The organism is Elizabethkingia bruuniana (assembly GCF_002024805.1).
Classification (GTDB): Bacteria; Bacteroidota; Bacteroidia; order Flavobacteriales; family Weeksellaceae; genus Elizabethkingia; species Elizabethkingia bruuniana.
In genome coordinates this window covers 2,923,910-2,943,562 of record NZ_CP014337.1, presented here as the reverse complement: position 1 = coordinate 2,943,562, position 19,653 = coordinate 2,923,910, and the positions used below count along the sequence as shown (strand labels likewise).

The following is a 19,653-nucleotide window of genomic DNA, read 5'->3' as shown; positions in this document are numbered from 1 at the left end:
CGGAAGGGTTGCTTTCTTGTTAGTTGAAATAATATAAGTTAATATGAATGTGATATCTATATGTCAAATAGAATGCCAAACTGAATCATTTTATCATCTTTGAAAGTCTGATCCTTGAAGTAGTTGCTAAAATCCTTTTTAATAAAGAAATTGAACTTGTTATAGGAAATATAAAATTGTGCCCCGTATACAAAAGGATTCACATTGAACTCCTCTCGGTGGCGGTATTTTATACCATCACCTTTTACAATATTATTGGTAGACATCTGGATACCGCCATATAGTCCTGCACCTACCTTGAATCCTTTAAAGTAGCTGCGGTACCTTACATCCTCACCGGCATTTTTAAGCGGAGAAAAATTATATTGTAAACCAATCGGAACCATAATGTATCCGGTTCTTAATTTACTTTTCTGAAGATCCCTGTCACTTTGCGCTATAATAATATTATTGTTGGCATCTTTTGCAAAGAATTTATCATTTTCCAGACGTAATGTCCTCCATGAAAACCCTAGCCCCGATACAAGTCCCCATGGGCTGGTCATACTAAACTGTCTGTTGTATTTTATACCAAATTCAAAATTGTTGGAAAAGGCTTTATTTTTATCGAGATCATTATTGGGAAGATTGTTAGTAAGTCCCATTACACCAAAAGAAAGATACAAAGTAAGGCTTCGCTCGGCACGGAATTTATACATAAGTTTCTGATGAAGGTCCTTTACGCTTGTAGCATCAGTATTCAGTAAAGAATATTTTACTTGCTTCTGGATAATTTCATCCACATTAAAACCTAAATCATTGATGCGTTTGTCAATCTTTTCAGAATATGAATCAGCTATTTTAGCTTTCTGTTCTGCAATTTCCTGATTTGATAAACCATTTTTTTCAGCTTCCAGAGTTACCTTTTTTATCTCATTCTCCATTTTTACTTTTTCTTCCTGGATAATGGTATTGATCTGTCGTGCATATTGCTCTATATTCTCCTTTACAATAGGGCTTACCGCAGTATCTTCTTTAGAAGGCAAATTCAGTTTAAAGGTTTTTTGTGCAAAATAAGAATTGGAAAAAAGACACAATACTCCTGCTATAATAATTTTCTTTATCATAATTTTTCTTTTTTATAAAATGTTGGTCTATCTGCGGATTTCAACAGATGCTACGTTTGATCCGTCCTTTGTCTTTTCTATAGCTTCTCTGTTTTCCACAGAGAACAAGAGAATTTTAGGATCTACATACTTTTTCTTCTTTGCTGTCTGTTCCTTAGTCTCTTCAGTTTTTACAAGCTGATTTTGAGGTGCAGGAATAGCTGCATCAATTTTTTCAATAGATGTAATAACAGTTTTAGGCAGAACTTTCTGTTTTGGTGTTTTCTCAATCTTTGCCGGAGGTAGTTGCTGCTGAGCCAGATTTTTTGAAAGACTTTCTTTTCTAAGTACTGAATCTGTTTTTATATTGGTTTCAACTGTGCTTATTTCTTTAGGCTCCGAACTATTTACAGGCTGAGTCTGCTTTGCAATAACAGGGTTGTTATTTTGTTTGTCATTTTTGAAAATGAAAATACCTGCAAGACTGCATAGCAGAATAACAGAAGCAGCAGCCAACCATATAACAGTATAGTTTTTACGCTTTTGGGGAGTTTCCTCCAGGTCTAACCGGATATCAGCCCAAAGATTTCTGGATGGAGTTATTTCTCTTTCTTCCAGCTGATTTTTTATATAGTTGTCCAGTTTATCGGATTTCATTTCTAATTAATTTTTGTTGTATAAATATTTCTTTCAGTTTTGCTTTTGCACGGAAAAGCTGTGTTTTGCTTGTCGATACAGAGATGTTTAGCATTTCTGCGATCTCCTGATGTGGATAACTTTCCAGAACATAGAGATTAAAAACAAGTCTGTAATTTTCAGGTAACTGATCCAATAGTTCCTGTACATTGAAATCTTCATAGATATTAACTTCTTCATGATCATCTGCTGCATCGGCTATCTGGTTTTCATCCAGATAAAAAATCGTTTTTTGTGACTTTAAAAAGCTTAGGCATTCATTTACGACAATACGTCGCGCCCAGGCGTTTATGCTGCCATCATTCCGGAAGCTTTCGATATTTTTAAAAATCTTACAGAAAGCTTTTATCAGACAATCTTCGGCATGGTAGATATCCCTTATATAGGTACGGCTTACACTTAGCAGCTTTGGTGACTGTTGTTCATAAAACCTTCGCTGCGCTACCGGATCGTGCTTTTTTAGCAACGTTACGAGGTCATCTTTATGTTTAGATAATATTCTCACGGAAATGTTTTCTGTTAACAAGACTACAAAAAAACAAAAAGGTTACACTCTTCGATTATTTTTTTTGAAAAAATATGAAAAAGTTGTTAAGGATCAGGTACAAAGTCCAGGAAGATATGGAAGAAATATTATTGTTGTGAGATAGTATTCCTCCGGAATACTCACTTTCTGACACACCCATTTTACACAGATCAGACTTCTCGGAGCATCTTTCAAGTTTTCTAAACGAATATGAAACAGAAAGTATAGTCCATCATAATGAATGAAGAGCTCCGTTAGGTGCTTTATCTCTATAGATTATAATTATGACAATTCATAGCGTTCCGGAGGAACGTTATCTTAGTTTGGGGAATGAAAATCTCCGGGTTTCATCTTCATATTAGCTGAATATTTTGCCTAGTTCCCAACTTTTACTCCTGATCCGTTATTAATCAGCATTTTAAAGTGAGATAAAAAGGGAATAGTGTTATTTCGTTTTATTATTTATAAAATAAGATAGTAAATAATAAGAATTTTATTTTTTCCGGTAGAGCCGGAAGCTAAATAAAAATGGACAGAAAAATAAAAAAGCAACACTGCCGAAGCAAGTTGCTTTTTTACTAGTTAAAAAAATCTGTTAATATGAAGTATTTTATAATTCGCAAATAAGATGCCAAAAAATAAAAAATTAACAATTTTTAAGTAAGATTTATTTCATGTTATGAAAGCTTAACAAAATCAAAAATTTGTAAGGCTTTGTTTAACAAAATGTTTGGATAGATATTCAACAAAAAAGCCCCGAAAATTTCGAGGCTTTATGAACAAAAATTTATTTTTATTGTTTTACTTCAAAGTCAGCTTTTATTCTTACAATGTCACTTAGCATGGCATCCGGGAATTTTCCACCGATTCCAAAGTCAGACCTTTTCACATCTCCATATACTTGTAAGCCTTTTGTTACTTTACCTGTCTTTTTGTCTGTAAGTTCACCACGGTATACCATAGTCATGGTTACAGGTTTTGTCACACCATGCATGGTAAGGTTTCCTTTAAGAGTATAAGTATTAGTCTTATCCGCTTTTAGAGAAGTACTATTGAACGTAATTTTGTCGAACTGAGTTGCATCGAAAAAGTCAGGACTTTTTAAATGCTTGTCACGGGCATCAACATTGGTGTCTATGGAATTAACATCTACACTAAAATTTACTTTGGCATCACTAAAGTCTTTAGCTTGTGATGCTACAGCTAAATCAAAAGTCTTGAAAATTCCGGAAACATCTGAAATTCCCATGTGTACTACAGTAAATGCAACATGTGAATGTGCAGGATCAGCTTTCCATGCAGTTTGAGCAAAAATGAATGTGCTAGCTATAAAAAAACTAAGAATTGAAAATAACTTTTTCATATTTATTGGTTTAAATTGATGTCTGCGAAGTTACATGATCATTAAAAGCCGGACATAGACATATGATAAGAAATGCTTCTTATTATAAATTTATAAGTCTATGAAATTGCAGCTTCATAAGCCTGCCATCCTCTTGTTCTGTAGGTTAGTGCAGCTTGCTCTACATCGTCAGCTTTATAAATACCACGACCTACAATAATGAAATCGGTATGCAGGTTTTTGAATACATGTTCTGGCGTGTTGTATTGCTGTCCTTTGCTGTCTCCTTCCACAGAGATATTAACACCAGGGGTAAACAATAACAAGTCATCCTGAATCTGGTTTTGCGCTACACAACCCATAACATTTGGTTCGTTAATAATGATTTTCATAGCCTCTTCACGGTAATGTGAATCAGTAAGAGTTCCTTTAGAAGACATTCCCAAAATTGTAATAATACCTGCATTGTGGAAACCTTCCAGAGCCTTACTGCCTCCGATAGCATGTGCTGTAACCATATCCGCCCAGTTTGCAATCTTATATACACCATGTGAAAACTGTAATTCCTGAGTATTTCCAATATCTCCGAATTTACGGTCTTCCATTAGTAAGAAATTGTGTTTAGTTGCAATGTCTATTAACGGAATAATAGTTTTATCATAATCGAAATCTGAAATAATATCGATATGTGTTTTTAATGCTGCAATATGTGGACCTACAACGTCAGCAAAGTCCAACAGCTCTTGTGTTGTGATTACGTCAGCAGATGCAATAAGATTACTGCGCTTCTGTAACGCTGTTTCTAATAATTTTGTTGCTACAGGATGGTCTATATTTTTAAGCTTCTCCTCGTAACGAACTTTTTTCTTTTCTTCAAAAGTAACAGTGTTTCCGTTTAAAAAATCATTGATTCTTTCTACTTCATCATCAGTCAGCTGATTTTCCTCTTTAAGGATTTCAACAACTTCAGAGATTGTGAATAGCGTGTGTACGTTATAGCCTTTTTCCTGTAACTTTTCGCGTCCTCCCTGCTGTCTGTCTAATACAACTACAATGTCGGATACATTTAAACCTTCATTTTCTACCTCATCAATAGTTTCTAAAAGAGATTTTCCGGAAGTGATAACATCTTCCACCAAAAGACAGTTTTGTCCTTTTTGGAAGATACCTTCAATTAGCTTTTTAGTACCGTAAGCTTTAGCCTCTTTTCTTTTAATAATTAAAGGGATATAACTTTCTAATGACATTGCTGTCGCCATAGGAAGAGCTGCATAAGGTACACCGCAGATCAGATCAAAATTATCCAAAGGAAGCATTTCCAGAAGATAGTTAGAAAGATGCTTTAGGATTTTCGGATCGGATGCCAAAGGACGAAGATCTACATAGAACGGGCTTTCAATGCCACTTTTCAGGGTGAATCTTCCGAATTTAATAATGCCTAGTTTGTAGGCCTCAAGAAAAAATGCTCTTTTAGTTTCCATTTACTTTTTTAGATTTCCGCAAAGATACGATTTAGTTACCAGTTGTTCCACATTAGGCATGATCCTCTGTATATTCTATATTTGGGTGTAGTTTGTGGCTGACAACTAATTCTTATCTTTAAACTCAAAATAAATTTCATGAAAAATAAATTCTCTTTGTTCTTTTTTATGGCATCTGTTGCTTTTATCAATGCACAGGTGCCAGATGCAAAACTCGATGAATTGGTAAAGAATACACTGAAGACTTTTGATGTACCCGGAATGTCTGTAGGTATTGTAAAAGATGGTAAACTAATCTATGCAAAAGGATTCGGGGTAAGATCTCTGAATACAAAGGCTGCTATGGACGAGAATACACTTGTCGGAATAGCTTCTAATTCCAAAGGTTTTACTGCAACAGCATTGGCAATATTGGCAGATGAAGGGAAACTAAATTGGAATGACAAAGTGACCAAATTTATTCCGGAATTCAGAATGTATGATCCTTATGTTTCCCAGGAAGTGACTGTAAAAGATCTTATCACCCATCGTGCCGGTTTAGGTTTGGGGCAGGGAGATTTAATGTTCTTTCCGGAGGGTGGAAATCTTACCGTAAATGATATTGTACATAACGTACGTTACCTAAAGCCATCAAATCCTTTCAGAACCAAACTGGATTATAACAATATCATGTTTATTGTAGCGGGGGAAGTTATCCACAGAGTTTCAGGACTAAGCTGGGCAGACTTTATTGAACAGAGAATTATGAAGCCTGTAGGGATGTCAAGTAGTTTTGGATCTTATAACAGAGCAAAAACGGTAATGAATAAAATTGATGCACATGCTCCTGTAAATGGTAAAGCTGTAGCTGTTCCGCATGACTGGAATGAAACAGCAAATGCGGCAGGCGGAATTATGAGCAATATTCCGGATATGACAACATGGGCCAACTTCTTAATCAATGGTTTTGTAACTAAAGACGGGAAACGCCTGGTTTCCGAAAAGAATGCACACGAATTATGGAGCTTACAAATACCAGAAAGCATAGCGGTTAAAAATCCATATGATTCTAATTTTTACGGATACGGAATGGGATGGTTCCTTAGTGATGTAAAAGGACATCTTCAGGTTCAGCATACAGGCGGGCTTATTGGTACTGTTACCCAATTCACTTTGATTCCGGATCTTAAATTAGGAATAGTTGTATTGACCAATCAGCAATCGGGAGCTGCATTTAATACAATTACCAATACAGTTAAAGATTCTTATCTTGGAGTTCAGGGCAGAGACTGGCTGAAAAATTATGGTGACCGTATGGCAAAAGTGAATGCTAATTATGATAAAGAAAAAAGCGATGTGTATACAAAAGTAGAAGCTGCACAGAAAAATATTCAGCAGTTAGCAAAACCGGAACAATTCACAGGAACATATAACGATGTTTGGTTTGGTGATGTAGTTGTGAAGCAGGAAGGAAAGAAGTATTTTATATCCTGTGTAAACTCTCCGAGATTAAAAGGTGAGTTATTGCCTTATTCTTATAATACGTTTGTGGCAAAATGGGATGACAGAAGCTACGATGCGGATGCTTTTGTAATCTTTAATTTTGATGAAACAGGAAAGGCACAGTCTGCAAAACTAAAACCTATTTCGGGAGTAACTGACTTTAGCTTTGATTTTGAAGATCTGGATCTGAAAAGAAAGTAATTTTTATCGCAAGGAACACAAAGAGTCTTTTATTTATTATACTGTTTTAAGATCACAAAGCCGTTACACTCAGCAAAGACCATAGAGCGCTTAATGTCTAAATGGTAGAAATAATTTTCGGGTAAAATTTTGTTTTCTAAAAGTGGTAGCAATTAACATTGCTTTTGTGTCTTTTGCAGTTTATATATGCGGTTTACAATTAGTTAAGATTATTATCTGAATTAATTGTAAACCGTTTTTTATGGCTTGGATTAATCCAGTTCTTTTGGACTGTAGAAATATTTTAGCTGGCATTTCTCTTCGTCGAAATGGCTCCAGGAATCAATGTCTATTTCGATACCAGCAACCCCACATGTTGGAAAACTAATGATATCGTTGCCGGAAAAAAGATTAGTAAAATTAGAAATTCCGTTATTGTGAGAGAAAAGGGCTACACTGTTGTGTACATCGTCAATTTGATTGATGACGGAGACAAAGTCATTTTCACGGGCATTATAAAGCGCCGATGCAGTACTCATTTCTGCATTTTTGTAAGTCTTATGGAAAAAAAGACATGTACTGTAAGCTCTGTTTGCAGGACTGGATATTAGCGCATCGATATCTATTCCTTTCTCGTTGAGAAACTCAGCCATCCTCGGAGCATCTTCTTTTCCGCGTTCTGCGAGGGGCCTGTTGAAATCGTCTATACCCTCGGGCCAGTCACTTTTTGCATGACGAACCAAAATTAATTTCTTCATATTAAATAATTGTACTGGTGGTGTAAAATAATGGTTAAGTTTTTTTTGAGAAATTAAAGGTAGAAAAAAAATACAAATCCTGATGCAAAACTATATATGATAATTATGCAGGTATTAGGAGTTGGTCTCCATATTATTTTGCTAAAGAATATTTACAACGGGTTTCAGCTATTAGTGCTCTTTTCCACAATCTGCTTTTGTATTTTTGTTCTTGCTTGCTCCCATTCATCATCTAATATACTATAATAGGCTGCATTTCTTGTTGTTCCGTCGCTTACTATTTTATCCTTTCTCAGAATACCTTCAAATATTCCACCTATTTTTTCAATAGCTTTTCTCGACCGGAAGTTGGTGTCCTTGGTCTTCAGTTGTACCCTGTTTGTCTTTAGAGTTTCGAAGCAGTAGGTTAGTAATAATAGTTTACACTCCAGATTTATTGTTGTTCCCCAATAATCTTTTGTAATCCAGGTCCAGCCAATCTCAAGTTTTTTGTCAGCCGGATAAATTTCAAAAAGCCGGGTAGAGCCGATTATTTTATTTGTATCCTTATGTATTATGACAAAAGGATATTGGTTACCGGCAGTTCTTTCACTGATAGCAAATTCATAAGTTTTATAAAAAGTATCTCTTTCTGAGCAATCTGTCGGAATAAGTGCCCAGAGTTCTTTATCGGCAGCTGCTGTATATAATTCTTCAAGATGTTTTTCTTCTAATGGTACCAGATTTATGTTTGTTCCCTGTAGAATTACAGGATGGTTTATCCAGGTATTTTTCATGAGTAGGTTATTAAATAAGTATAATAGATAATGACAGAACTAAGTTAGAAAAACTAATGCTTTACATTATTAATATTTTGTGAAAATATTGATCACAAAGGCGATCATAGTAGGTTCTGATATTCTTTGGTATATTTATACCAGAAGAATCAGAAAACAGAAATGAATGTAAAATAATTACATCATCTAAAACTTAAAAAAAATACTAAATTTGCAAAATGGGACAAATAATGGCTGTTGATTATGGAAAAGCCCGTACAGGATTAGCTGTAACGGATGATATGCAGATTATAGCTTCAGCACTACAAACGGTTGAAACACCGAAGCTCATGGATTTTCTGGAAACTTATTTTCAGCAAAATAAAGTGGATGAGATTGTAGTAGGACTTCCTACAGATTTAAAAGGCAACATGTCGGAGATAGAAACCGAAATTCAGAAATTTCTGGAACAGTTTCAGATAACGTTTCCGCAGATAAAAATTAACCGCTTCGATGAGAGATTTACCAGTAAAATGGCTTCTTTCTTTATTAGTCAGAGTGGTAAAAGCAAAAAAGAAAGACAACAGAAAGGTTTAATCGATAAAATAAGTGCAACACTTATTTTACAGAATTTTTTAGAGACAAGATGATATTACCAATTCGCGCCTATGGCGATCCTGTTTTAAGGAAAAAAGCACACGATATTACAAAGGATTACCCGGAACTAAACCAGTTAATCGATAATATGTTCGAAACGATGTACCAAGCGCATGGCATAGGACTTGCAGCTCCACAGATCGGATTAGATGTTCGTTTATTTGTAATCGATGTTCGTCCTTTAGCAGAAGATGAAGATTTTCTGGATATTCGTGAAGAATTAAAAGATTTTAGAAAAGTATTTATCAATGCAAAAATATTAGAATACGACGGAGAGCCTTGGAAATTTAACGAAGGTTGTCTTAGTATTCCGGATGTTCGGGAAGATGTAAGCAGACCAGAAACCATCACAATGGAATATTATGATGAAAATTTTGTGAAACATACCGAAACTTTTTCGGATATTCGTGCCCGCGTAATTCAACATGAATATGATCATATTGACGGAGTTTTATTTACGGATAAACTAAGCGCACTAAAAAAGAAAATAATAAAAGGGAAGCTAACCAAGATTACTGCAGGTGATGTATCTGTAGATTATAAGATGAGGTTTCCTAAATAAAAAAGAATATTAACTAAGATAAAAAAATAAAAATGCAGTTAGAAAGAATCATCTCGATTTCGGGTAAACCGGGACTTTTTAGACTTGTTTCTCAGCTGAGAACAGGTTTTATTGTGGAAGATATCACAACAGGAAAAAAAGCTAACATTTCCAATACAAGCCAGGTAAGCCTTTTGGATAACATCTCTATGTTTACTTTTGATAGTGAAGTTCCTTTATTTGAAGTGTTCCATAATATTGCAAAAAAAGAAGATTTCAAACCAACCATCAACCACAAATCTTCAGCTGATGAGCTTAAAACATTTATGGCTGAAGTACTTCCTAACTATGATGTAGAAAGAGTTTATGAATCTGATATCAAAAAACTTGTACAATGGTATAATACACTTCAGAAAGGAGGATATATTACACCAGAAAGTTTTGTAGCTCCTGCTGCTGAAGAAACTGCTGAGGTTTCTGCTGAAGCTACTGAAGAGGTAAAAGAAAAGAAAGCTCCTGCTAAAAAAGCGGTTAAAAAAGAAGAAGCTGCCGAGGAAGAAAAGCCTGCTAAAAAAACAGCTAAAAAGAAAACTGAAGAGGAATAATATCTTCAGTCACACCATAAAAAAACTCTGCTCTTATCGGGCAGAGTTTTTTATTGCAGTAAGATTAAATTAACTTTGTCTCTCCCGAAAATTGATAAATATGAATACAAGAGCTGAAAAACTGGAAGCATTTGGCCGACTTCTGGATATTATGGATGATCTACGCGAGAAATGCCCATGGGACCAAAAACAGACCCTTCAGTCTTTGCGCCATCTGACATTGGAAGAGGTTTATGAACTTTCGGATGCTTTGCTGGAAGAAGATCTGCTGGAAATAAAGAAAGAACTGGGAGATGTATTGCTGCATTTAGTTTTTTACGCAAAAATAGGATCGGAAAAACAGAGTTTTGATATTGCGGATGTAATCAATAGTCTGAATGAAAAACTTATTTTCCGCCATCCGCATATTTACGGAGATACCGAAGTTAAAGATGAAGAAGAAGTAAAGCAGAATTGGGAGAAATTGAAACTGAAAGAAGGGAATAAATCTATTTTGTCGGGTGTTCCCAACGGTTTGCCTCCAATGATCAAAGCTTACCGCATTCAGGATAAAGTAAAAGGAATAGGTTTTGATTTCCCTACGGCAGAAGAGGCCTGGAAGAAAGTTGAAGAAGAACTTTATGAATTTCATGCGGAAACAGATGCAGATAAGAAGGAAGCAGAACTGGGAGATCTTATTTTTTCTATTATCAATTATTCCCGTATTGCCGGTGTAAACGCAGATACAGCACTAGAACGTACCAATCAAAAGTTTATTTCCCGTTTCAAGGCTATGGAAGAGCTGGCTCACGAAAGGAATCTTGTCCTTTCAGAAATGAGTCTGGAGGAAATGGATCAGCTTTGGAATGAAGTAAAGAAAAAACTGGAGTATTAATTATATTTCTATATTTGTAGAATATTGATTCACCAAATATAGAAATACTGATTATGAAAAAAGTTATAATCCTTTTTATAGCTGTCTCTAGCATTGTCTATGGACAAAAGGAAAAGAAGCTGGACAGCCTCTTTACTTCATTATATGCAGCCAAAGAATTTAATGGAAATGTCCTTATTGCTGAAAAAGGGAAAGTGATATATGAAAAGAGCTTTGGGCTGGCTAATGAAAAGACAAAGCAGAAACTGGATAAAAATACAGTTTTCGAATTGGCATCGGTTTCAAAACAATTTACGGCAATGGGAATTGTCCAATTGGAGAAAGATGGTAAACTTAGCTACAATGATCCCCTCACTAAATATTTTCCGGAATTAGGCTTTTACAAACTTATTACCATAGATAATTTGCTTCATCATACGTCCGGACTGCCAGATTATATGGAATTATTTGATAAAAACTGGGATAAGAAGAAGTTTGCAACAAATAAAGATATCGTAGAGATGCTGGCAAAATATAAACCTGAGCTTTTATTTGCGCCAGGAGATAAATATGAGTACAGTAATACAGGATATGCTTTATTAGGATTAATTATCGAGAAGGTTTCAAAGCAGTCTTATGGTGATTACTTGAGCAAAAAAATATTCAAACCTCTTGGGATGGCTAATACCAGGGTTTATAGAAGCCGGTATAAACCAGAAAGCATCTCCAATTACGCTTTAGGTTATGTTGTAGACAGCCTTGGAAATAAAAAATTATTGGATGATCTGGGAAAGGAATATTATACTTATTATCTGGATGGTATTGTAGGGGATGGCATGGTGAATTCTACAACGGGTGACTTGCTGAAATGGGACAGGGCTTTGTATGGAGATAAACTGGTTAATCAGAAAGATAAAGATCTTATTTTTAGTTCCATAGTTACTAAAGATAATAAAGATACTCGGTATGGCTATGGCTGGGGTGTTGATACGAAAGATCCGGTTGGGAAAATAGCAAATCATTCCGGTGGCTGGGCTGGCTATATCACTTATATTGAAAGAGATTTGGATCATGATAAAACGATTATCATGCTGCAAAATAATAATTCGGAAGCTACATCTTCACCAGTGAGACAGTTAAGAAATATTCTGTATGATATAAGATCTGTTAAAGTAGATATTGCCACACTACAAAAATATGCCGGAAAATATATTAAGAAGAACAGCAAAACATTTGAGGTATTTTTTGAGAATAATAAATTGTATGTACCCTTGAATCCCCAGGTGAGGTTAGAATTAGAGGCTATCAGTACTAACAAATTTAAAGTCAGAGATTTTAGCCCCGATGTTTTTTATGAATTTAAAATTATGGATGATGGCAGTATAAAATGCAATATGTCACAGCCTGCACATAATATGAATGAAGAGGGAATCAAAAAAATATAATAAAATAAGCCGGTATAACACCGGCTTATTTCTTTTTAAATTATGTAAATTTGGTAGGCTTTTACAGCATTATTACTATACTAGGTAAGAAAACTAAATTAACATGAAGAAACAATTCCTTTTGGCCATTGCTATGGTCAGCACTGCTATGGTGTTCTCACAATCCCGGAAAGAAGACTCTATTTACGTTCGGGAAAACTATACGAAAGTTGAAAAATTAATTCCGATGAGGGATGGGAAAAAGCTGTTTACAGCAATCTATATGCCTAAAGATCAGAAACAGAAATATCCGGTATTACTTAATCGTACACCTTATACTGTAGCACCATACGGAGAGGATAAATATAAAATGTCCTTAGGGAATTTTCCGGCAGAAATGCGTGAAGGATTTATTTTTGTTTATCAGGATGTTCGTGGTAAGTGGATGAGTGAAGGAGAATTTGAAGATGTGCGTCCAGCATTAAAACCAGGACAGAAAGGTATAGATGAAAGCACAGATACTTACGATACATTGGAATGGCTTTCTAAAAATCTGAAGAACTATAATCAGAAAGCCGGAGTATATGGTATTTCTTACCCAGGATTTTATTCTACAACAACGTTGGTTAATTCTCACCCAACATTAAAAGCTGTTTCGCCACAGGCTCCAGTTACCAACTGGTATTTGGGTGACGATTTTCATCATAAGGGCGCTATGTTCCTGAACGATGCATTCATGTTTATGACTTCTTTTGGAGTACCAAGACCAGAACCAATCACACCAGATAAAGGACCTAAGCGTTTTATACCGCCAGCTAAAGAAATGTATAAGTTCTTTTTAGAAGCAGGATCTAATAAGGAACTGAAAGATAAATATATGGGAACTAATATTAAGTTCTTTAATGATATGTATGCACACCCGGACTATGATCAGTTCTGGAAAGATCGCAATATATTACCTCACCTTACACAGGTGAAACCTGCTGTAATGGTTGTTGGTGGATTCTTTGATGCTGAGGATGCTTACGGAACTTTCGAAACCTATAAAGCTATTGAAAAGCAAAACCCTAAAGCCAATAACATTCTAGTTGCTGGTCCGTGGTTTCATGGCGGATGGGTGAGAGGAGATGGTAAACAATTCGGAGATATTAAATTTGATCATCCGACAAGTATAGATTATCAGCAAAATCTTGAACTTCCGTTCTTCAATTATTATTTGAAAGGAAAGGGGCAATTCAAAGGCGGAGAGGCCAATATTTTTATTACAGGAAGCAACCAATGGAAAACTTTTGATACATGGCCGCCGAAGAATACAGAGACAAAACAGCTTTACTTCCAGCCGAATGGTAAACTGAGTTTCGATAAGGTACAAAGAACAGATTCGTGGGACGAATATGTTAGTGACCCGAATAAACCGGTACCTCATCAGGACGGAGTGCAAACCAGCAGAACCCGTGAATATATGATAGATGATCAACGTTTTGCTTCCAAGAGACCCGATGTTATGGTATATCAGACAGATGCATTGCAGGAAGATATTACATTAACAGGGCCGGTTATCAACCATTTATTTGTGTCGACTACCGGAACAGATGCCGATTATGTCGTAAAGGTTATTGATGTTTATCCGGAAACGGAAGCTGATTTCAACGGAAAAACAATGGCCGGATATCAGATGTTGGTAAGAGGTGAAATTATGAGAGGAAAGTACAGAAATGGATTTGATAAACCTGAAGCCTTCCAGCCGGGATTTGTTACGAAGGTAAATTATGAAATGCCGGATATTGCACATACCTTCAAAAAAGGACACCGCATTATGATTCAGGTACAAAATTCATGGTTCCCATTGGCAGACCGTAACCCACAGAAATTTATGAATATTTATGAAGCTACTTCATCTGATTTTCAGAAGGCAACGCATCGGATTTTCCATGATGTGAATAACCCGACTTCTGTAGAAGTAAATGTTCTGAAAGAAAAATAAAAACTTTTAAAAAGCTGAATCTTATTCAGCTTTTTTTATTCTCTGTTGGCGTGATCATTGCTGCAGAAAATACTTACATTTGTTTATAAATAACGAGTTATGCTACGTAAATTACTATATACACCTCTACTTTTTAGTCTTATTTTTTGTACCCCAAAGGCGCAAGAAACTCAAAGCACATCAGAAAGCTTTGGACCTTTACATACAGTATTTAGATTTCCTAAGAAAATAAAAGAAGTTTCCGGAATACAAATATCTCCGGATGGTAAGGAATTTTACGTTCATGAAGACCAGGGGAACAGCAATGTGATTTTTGCTATAGATATGACTGGAAACAATACCCGGACTATTACCATTGAAGGGGTAGAGAACAATGACTGGGAAGATATTACACAGGATAAAAATGGTTTCACCTATATTGGTGATTTTGGAAACAATGATAATGACCGCAAAAATTTAGCAATCTATAAAGTAAAAATCGGTAAAGAAAACAGCACGCCAGTTTTGCAAACGACAAAATTTTCGTATCCTGAGCAGACAGAATTTCCGCCTAAAAAGAAAAATTTATTATTCGACTGTGAAGCTTTTATAGAACATGAAGGCTACTTTTATCTTTTTACTAAAAACAGAAGTAAAAAATCTGATGGTACATCGCTGGTGTATAAGATTCCAAATAAACCGGGTGAATTCAAAGCCCAGCTAGTCGGAAAACTAAAGTTGCCGGAGAAATATCATGACGGGGCTGTTACAGGAGCGGATATAAGCCCGAACGGGAAAAAAATAGCATTAATAACACATAAAAATGTCTTTATTCTGGAAAATTTTGAAGGAGATAACTTTACAAATGCTAAAATGACCCAAATAGATTTGCAGAGTAACTCCCAAAAAGAAGGAATTTGTTTTGCAACCGATACAATACTGTATATTGGGGAGGAAAGAAACTATAAAGATGAAGGCATACTTTATTCGATGGAACTGAAGTAGATCTTCTGAATATATAATATGATCATATATTGAACTCCCGGATTAAATATTCGGGAGTTTTCTAATAGTTATTTCTTCCTGAATTACAGACTGAAGTTCGGGAAATATTTTTTTAAGTTTTTTCACAGAAAGAGAAGTCATAATATTCCACATAAAACGTGGTTGATCAAAGAAATAAAAAACTTCATTACTGGTTTTTATCTCGAAAAAATGGATCATTACTTTACCGATTAATGGGTTGTAATATAATGGAGTAATTGACGTTATTTCTGCCAATGGCAGCTTTTTTTCATTATTTATATAGAGCTCTCCTTCTCTTATAAATAGTGCTGATATTTTTGACTTTCTTTTTATAGAAAGATATTCATGAAAAGAAATAATCAGGAATATGGTTGGTATAAGAGTAAAAATGATAGCATAAAAAAATGGTGGGTATTGTTCTTTTTCCCGTACAATATAGCTGATAATGCTTATGATCACTATAGGAATCAATGCATACTGAAAATATGCCCTCAGAAAATAATTAACCGGACCAGAATCAATCCTCATTTTAATATTACAGCTTTACATTTTTAGAATCTCATTCCTATGCCTGCAGAAAACCTTCCACCATCGCTTCCTGTAAAATAAGTAGCTCGTGCAGAGAAAGCTTCGAGAATACTTATCCATATCCCGCCACCTACAGACTGATGCCATTTTCTGGAATATTCACCATCCATCCATACACGCCCGTAGTCATAGCCGGCTAAGATACCAAAATTTACCGGGATTACCCGATTTCGTACTCTTCCGAAGTTCCAACGGATATCATTACTCTGAAATAATGAAGAATTACCCAAAAATCTGTTGTTTCTGAAAGATCTTAAATCATTATTTCCGCCTAAGTCTGCACCCTGGAAAAATTCGAAATAACGGTTATTAATATATACGCCTTGTATTTTGGTTGCAAAAACGAATTTCCCGTCATCATCTATACGGTGTGTAACATTCAGACGTGCATCATAAGTCATGAAGTTACGATTTGGACTATCAATATTCATTCTCCATGCAGCTGAAACAGCAAAGCCAAATGCCATAGTTGGGAAAGCAGCATTGTCACTATGATCGTAACTGAAACCATATTTTGCACCTAAGAATTGCTGATTATCGAATACTTCGGGATTAATCTGCCCAGACTGTGTAATAAAACGATTCTGATTATGATGCACTTTGTAATCTTCATAGCCTAACTGAAATGTCTGAACGAATCCCATAAAGCTTTTTTTGGATATAGAAGGAGCTATCTGTAGCTGCTGTATGTTTACCCTGTTGTAGTTTCTGCCCAGGTCATCATCATAATTAGCGGTATTATTACCAAAGCCAAAATAGTTTTGTGCGAAGTCCGGAGTAGTAAAACGCCCATCCAAATGCAGTGTCCATTTTCCGATAGCATTAGGAAAGACACCATTATAAATAAACTCTATTCCGCTTGTAGCAAAGGAATAATTAGTTTTGAAAGTGTGTCTGGATGTGTAAGGATCTCTATCGAAACCATTATGCGTGTAGTTTACAACAGCGCCGACCTTAACTCCTTCATCGGGGTTGTACCCTATACTAGGATACCCGGCCCAGAAGTTGTACTGAGGCTTTTCAAAGTTATAGGTGTTAATATCGTAATCATCCTTAACTTGCTTTGCCACATATCCGGTAATGTTATACGTGTTTTTCTGAGATTTAAAATCATACAACTTAACATTTCTTCCGTCCTTAATGTTGTATACATCATGATTAAGCCCGCCTATAAGCCTTATTTTTATTCCTGTTCTTTCTGATCCGGAAACGTCAAATATATCATCATCATCCAGACCATAAATCCAAATTTCATCCGTATTGTGCTTAGAATATTCCCGCTTGAAAACTAGTTCGTTTTCTTCTTTTTTTACACGGTATTGCAAAACACTAACTTTATGTTTTTCCTTCTTTATAACAAAACGGTCAACTTTGTTGGTACCGGTAATCATTACCGTCTTTTGTAAGGTTTTATAATATTCAGCAGCATAGTGAGCCATTTTATCTCTTCTTATTTTCAGATTCTGCTTTATGTGCTCTATGGTGCCGTCTTGTACTTCTTTTGGCAGATTATGGAAAGCTTTGTCTATAACCTCATCGGTCATATTCTGCTGTATGTATTCTGCTTCTTTTTTCCAGTCTTCTTCAGTAGCATTTTTCAGGAAAGCCAGATCTAATGGATAAGGTTCCCTGTTTAACCATTTTATATTTCGGATATCTTCTTTGAAACTCTGCATGTGGCGTAATGGCGGCATCTGCATAATGAACTTAAATAAAAGTCCGTCGTATTTACTGAATGCCTGATCTCTGTCTTTTGGAATGGCTTTATACACATAAGAGTTTCCTTCTTTGTATTCTGCCCAGCGCCATTGATCATAATGTCTGTCCCAATCGCCAAGAAGCATATCGAAAATACGGGCACGGATATAGCTCTGCTGATCCACAGAATACTTTTCGGACTTTTGAAGATTCTTCATCATGTCCAGAGTATTCATCGTTGTGGTAGCTCCATTCAGCATTTTAAGATCATCCGGGCTATCCGAGAATCGTTCTTCTATCATATAGAGTTCATCACCATAGTCGTAATTGAAATCTCCCAATGCCTTCTGTCTCGGGATATAATAAAGTGACGGGTCCGAATGGAAGACATTGATACTTTCTGCAAGATTGCCTACAGCAAACGGAGTATACGGATGTGTTGTTGTATAAAAGTCGAGTAAGAATTTTTCGGCGAAAGTTCCTTCCAGTTCATGACCAAAACTTTCATTTTTAAATGCTACAGCATTCAGAAAGCGGATAGCACTTTTCTTTACACCTCTCATCGCATATTCCTGTTTGTTTGGCGCAACAAGACGTAACGAGTTAGACTGGTGTCCGCCACCAGCCCGGACAGGGCTAAGCCCTCCTTTTAGCGTATCCAGAGTTGCAACCTTGGCTTCTATAGGCATGCTGTAATATTTCCTGTAATGGTCTCCCCAAAGCCAGGTATAAACTTTTGATTTTTGAGTAAGTTTTGCCGGATATACTGAAGTTTTTATTGAATCAGAAAACGTATCCGGATATTTTCCGGGAGCCGGTCTCTGCAGGTTTTCCAGAACCTTAATCCGGGTTAAGAAGTTTTCTGTATTATTTTCTGTGCTATAATAAGATACGTTGGCACTACCATCCTGGTTGATATCTAAAACAGCATAACCATTGCCACCAAAAGTAAAGTCTTTCGGAGTTGTCGCTTTTGCTGCTTCGTTTTTAGAACCTGATCCGCTAATAATCTGACGAATATTTCTTTCTTCAAGGTATTGCAGATTATGGTCGTGACCGGATACAAAAATTACATTCTGATTATCCTGTGCAAGACTTTTCAGTCGCTTTACCAATGCTGTATATCTTGCATTATTAAGATCCTGAGGACTGATACCGGATGTCGCACGAACTACATTGATAAATGAGCCTATAACAGGAAGCGGAACTTTATCTCCAATAGGATAAAGCTGCTTTTTTAATGAAAAATATCCGGCATGGCTGCCACTACTGATTAGAGGATGGTGTAGGGCTACCACAATAGGTTTATTCTGATTTTTATTCAGTAAGCTTTCGAATTCATCAAAAAAATCATCCCGTGTTTTTATGCTGCAATCTGCATTCATCCCCGGATTTTCATCCCAGTTTTGAAGATACCATTCACTATCAATGGTGATAAGGGTAAGATCATTGTTTAGTTTTACCTTATCTATAGGACAACCTTTCTTAGGCAGAAAAGCTTTTTTATCATCCAGGTATTTCGCTACTGCTTTTTCCTGAGCTTTTAGGCCATCCAGACCATGATACCAGTCATGATTTCCGGGGATTACAATTGTATTTCCTTTGTAGTCTTTGGCTATTTTCAACTGATTTTCCAGTTTAAGCTTTGCCAGATCATAACCCGGATCCTTTTCATCTGGCATTCCCAAAGGATAAATATTGTCTCCGAGAAATAAGAGTGTAGAGTTAGGAGAGGCCTCTTTAAGCCTTTTCTGAAGTAGGTTTAGCGTATTCTGTGCCTGAGGTTCGTCTGCATTTCCGGCGTCACCAATCAGGAAAAACCGATGGGCAACTTTAGAAGAATCCTGTACAGGTATCTCGGCGATATTTTTCCCTTTTTGTACAGTATATGTGGCACATGACTGTAGTGTAATTCCAAAGATTGAAACTTTTAAAAAATTGGAAAGCGTATTTTTTAGCATATAAACTTTGAAATGCATAATTTTATCTAATC

At 35.9% G+C, this 19,653-nt stretch carries 17 protein-coding genes; 8 read left to right on the top strand and 9 right to left on the bottom strand.

Annotated elements, in window-relative coordinates; genetic code table 11:
* Positions 1-56: 56 nt before the first annotated feature.
* The 5 genes from AYC65_RS13635 to pyrF all read right to left on the bottom strand — a co-directional run bounded on the left by AYC65_RS13635 (position 57) and on the right by pyrF (position 5,130).
* Positions 57-1,106: an outer membrane beta-barrel protein gene (locus AYC65_RS13635; RefSeq protein WP_034868734.1), complete on the bottom strand. Its 1,050-nt coding sequence runs from the start codon at positions 1,104-1,106 to the stop codon at positions 57-59.
* A gap of 27 nt (positions 1,107-1,133) precedes the next feature.
* Positions 1,134-1,742: a hypothetical protein gene (locus AYC65_RS13630; RefSeq protein WP_034868736.1), complete on the bottom strand. Its 609-nt coding sequence runs from the start codon at positions 1,740-1,742 to the stop codon at positions 1,134-1,136.
* Complete coding sequence (locus AYC65_RS13625) at positions 1,729-2,286, bottom strand: RNA polymerase sigma factor (protein ID WP_034868941.1); 558 nt, start codon at positions 2,284-2,286, stop codon at positions 1,729-1,731. The genes AYC65_RS13630 and AYC65_RS13625 overlap by 14 nt, the downstream gene beginning before the upstream one ends.
* Before the next feature lie 814 nt (positions 2,287-3,100).
* Positions 3,101-3,670: a YceI family protein gene (locus AYC65_RS13620; protein WP_034868738.1), complete on the bottom strand. Its 570-nt coding sequence runs from the start codon at positions 3,668-3,670 to the stop codon at positions 3,101-3,103.
* A 98-nt stretch (positions 3,671-3,768) separates the two neighbouring features.
* Complete coding sequence (pyrF, locus tag AYC65_RS13615; RefSeq protein WP_034868740.1) at positions 3,769-5,130, bottom strand: orotidine-5'-phosphate decarboxylase; 1,362 nt, start codon at positions 5,128-5,130, stop codon at positions 3,769-3,771.
* 138 nt (positions 5,131-5,268) lie between these two features.
* On the opposite strand from pyrF, the gene AYC65_RS13610 reads away from it, so the two are divergent.
* Positions 5,269-6,813 (top strand): serine hydrolase, encoded by a 1,545-nt coding sequence (locus tag AYC65_RS13610; protein ID WP_034868742.1) that lies wholly within the window; start codon positions 5,269-5,271, stop codon positions 6,811-6,813.
* A 251-nt stretch (positions 6,814-7,064) separates the two neighbouring features.
* Here the strand turns inward: AYC65_RS13610 and AYC65_RS13605 are convergent, their stop codons facing one another.
* Both AYC65_RS13605 and AYC65_RS13600 read right to left on the bottom strand, forming a co-directional pair.
* The gene (locus tag AYC65_RS13605) at positions 7,065-7,550 is read right to left on the bottom strand and encodes a SixA phosphatase family protein (RefSeq protein WP_034868744.1); all 486 of its coding nucleotides are present in this window, start codon (positions 7,548-7,550) and stop codon (positions 7,065-7,067) included.
* Between the two features lie 164 nt (positions 7,551-7,714).
* On the bottom strand, positions 7,715-8,326 hold the full coding sequence (locus AYC65_RS13600; RefSeq protein WP_034868746.1) for a GNAT family N-acetyltransferase: 612 nt from the start codon (positions 8,324-8,326) through the stop codon (positions 7,715-7,717).
* Between the two features lie 218 nt (positions 8,327-8,544).
* Here AYC65_RS13600 and ruvX point away from each other — a divergent pair, with 218 nt between their 5' ends.
* From ruvX to AYC65_RS13565, 7 genes are all read left to right on the top strand, one after another.
* Positions 8,545-8,955: a Holliday junction resolvase RuvX gene (gene ruvX / locus AYC65_RS13595; protein ID WP_034868748.1), complete on the top strand. Its 411-nt coding sequence runs from the start codon at positions 8,545-8,547 to the stop codon at positions 8,953-8,955.
* Positions 8,952-9,524 (top strand): peptide deformylase, encoded by a 573-nt coding sequence (gene def / locus AYC65_RS13590; protein WP_034868749.1) that lies wholly within the window; start codon positions 8,952-8,954, stop codon positions 9,522-9,524. The genes ruvX and def overlap by 4 nt, the downstream gene beginning before the upstream one ends.
* A gap of 32 nt (positions 9,525-9,556) precedes the next feature.
* Positions 9,557-10,108 (top strand): DUF5606 family protein, encoded by a 552-nt coding sequence (locus tag AYC65_RS13585; protein WP_034868751.1) that lies wholly within the window; start codon positions 9,557-9,559, stop codon positions 10,106-10,108.
* 100 nt (positions 10,109-10,208) lie between these two features.
* A complete protein-coding gene (mazG, locus tag AYC65_RS13580; protein WP_034868753.1) occupies positions 10,209-10,982 on the top strand; it encodes a nucleoside triphosphate pyrophosphohydrolase in 774 nt (257 codons plus the stop codon).
* A gap of 53 nt (positions 10,983-11,035) precedes the next feature.
* Positions 11,036-12,406, top strand: a complete 1,371-nt coding sequence (locus tag AYC65_RS13575; protein ID WP_034868755.1) for a serine hydrolase domain-containing protein — start codon at positions 11,036-11,038, stop codon at positions 12,404-12,406.
* Positions 12,407-12,509: 103 nt separating this feature from the next.
* Entirely contained in the window at positions 12,510-14,369 is a 1,860-nt protein-coding gene (locus AYC65_RS13570; RefSeq protein ID WP_034868757.1) for a CocE/NonD family hydrolase, read from the top strand.
* Positions 14,370-14,468: 99 nt separating this feature from the next.
* Positions 14,469-15,353: a YncE family protein gene (locus tag AYC65_RS13565; RefSeq protein WP_034868759.1), complete on the top strand. Its 885-nt coding sequence runs from the start codon at positions 14,469-14,471 to the stop codon at positions 15,351-15,353.
* 42 nt (positions 15,354-15,395) lie between these two features.
* On the opposite strand, the gene AYC65_RS13560 is transcribed toward AYC65_RS13565, so the two are convergent.
* The gene (locus tag AYC65_RS13560) at positions 15,396-15,902 is read right to left on the bottom strand and encodes a PH domain-containing protein (protein ID WP_034868763.1); all 507 of its coding nucleotides are present in this window, start codon (positions 15,900-15,902) and stop codon (positions 15,396-15,398) included.
* A 23-nt stretch (positions 15,903-15,925) separates the two neighbouring features.
* Entirely contained in the window at positions 15,926-19,639 is a 3,714-nt protein-coding gene (locus AYC65_RS13555; RefSeq protein ID WP_034868765.1) for a metallophosphoesterase, read from the bottom strand.
* Between the last annotated feature and the right edge of the window lie 14 nt (positions 19,640-19,653).